General features: G+C 65.5%; 2 protein-coding genes. Both read right to left on the bottom strand.

The genetic code is table 11. The features are described from left to right. Positions 1–82: 82 nt before the first annotated feature. A complete protein-coding gene (locus JM949_RS36095; RefSeq protein ID WP_030337431.1) occupies positions 83–316 on the bottom strand; it encodes a DUF7455 domain-containing protein in 234 nt (77 codons plus the stop codon). A gap of 245 nt (positions 317–561) precedes the next feature. Continuing rightward, a partial coding sequence (locus JM949_RS36090) for a sigma-70 family RNA polymerase sigma factor (RefSeq protein ID WP_203152489.1) occupies positions 562–1,125 on the bottom strand: 564 nt, incomplete at its 5' end.

Raw genomic sequence — 1,125 nt, 5'->3', positions numbered from 1 at the left:
GCGCGGGACGCGGGACGCGGGACGAAAAAGCCGGCCGGAGGCACCCTCGGGGTGCCTCGGCCGGCTATGTCGGTTTGCGGATCTAGTTCGCCATCAGATCGGCGCCACGCCAGCTGAAATCGGGCTCCGTCGCGAACCGCTCGGTGATCTTCACGAGATCCTCCGCGTACTTGTTCGCATGGTGCCCGCAGAACACCAGCTCGCTCCCACCCGCCAGAGTGATCCGGAGCTTCCCGGCAGCATTGCAGCGGTCGCACCGTTCATCGGCGGCTGGGGGTGCCACCGTCTCGGGCGGCGGCGTGAGGGTCGGGGTCATCGCCTTCCTCCTCTGGTCGTCACCGATGAACAATCTCTTCGGTCGTTGCTCACCTATCGTGCAACACCCTTACTAGGCACTGCCTTCCCTGTGTGCCCGCGGGGGACCGAGGTCACACCTGGAAGGGACAGTGTGCCGTGCACCCAGGGTGCCACGTCAACGATCACATTCGTGCATCCGGACGATCACCATCTGGTGTTGCACACCAGGTGATCAAAACGACACGTCGGGTTGACGAAACCCGCTCAGTCCAGGTAATCCCGGAGGACCTGCGACCGGGACGGGTGACGCAGCTTGGACATCGTCTTGGACTCGATCTGCCGGATCCGCTCCCGGGTCACCCCGTAGACCTGGCCGATCTCGTCCAGGGTGCGTGGCTGACCGTCGGTCAGGCCGAAGCGCAGGCGCACCACACCCGCCTCACGCTCGGAGAGCGTCTGCAGCACCTGCTGGAGCTGGTCCTGCAGCAGCGAGAACGACACCGCGTCGACCGCGACCACGGCCTCGGAGTCCTCGATGAAGTCACCGAGCTGGCTGTCGCCCTCGTCACCGATGGTCTGGTCCAGCGAGATGGGCTCCCGAGCGTACTGCTGGATCTCCAGCACCTTCTCGGGTGTGATGTCCATCTCCTTGGCCAGCTCCTCCGGGGTGGGCTCGCGGCCCAGGTCCTGGAGCAACTCGCGCTGGATGCGGCCGAGCTTGTTGATGACCTCGACCATGTGCACCGGGATGCGGATGGTGCGGGCCTGGTCGGCCATCGCGCGGGTGATCGCCTGTCGGATCCACCAGGTGGCGTACGTGGAGAACTT

This window comes from Micromonospora tarensis, from assembly GCF_016803395.1.
GTDB lineage: Bacteria > Actinomycetota > Actinomycetes > Mycobacteriales > Micromonosporaceae > Micromonospora > Micromonospora tarensis.
This window is presented reverse-complemented; position numbering and strand designations above follow the sequence as displayed.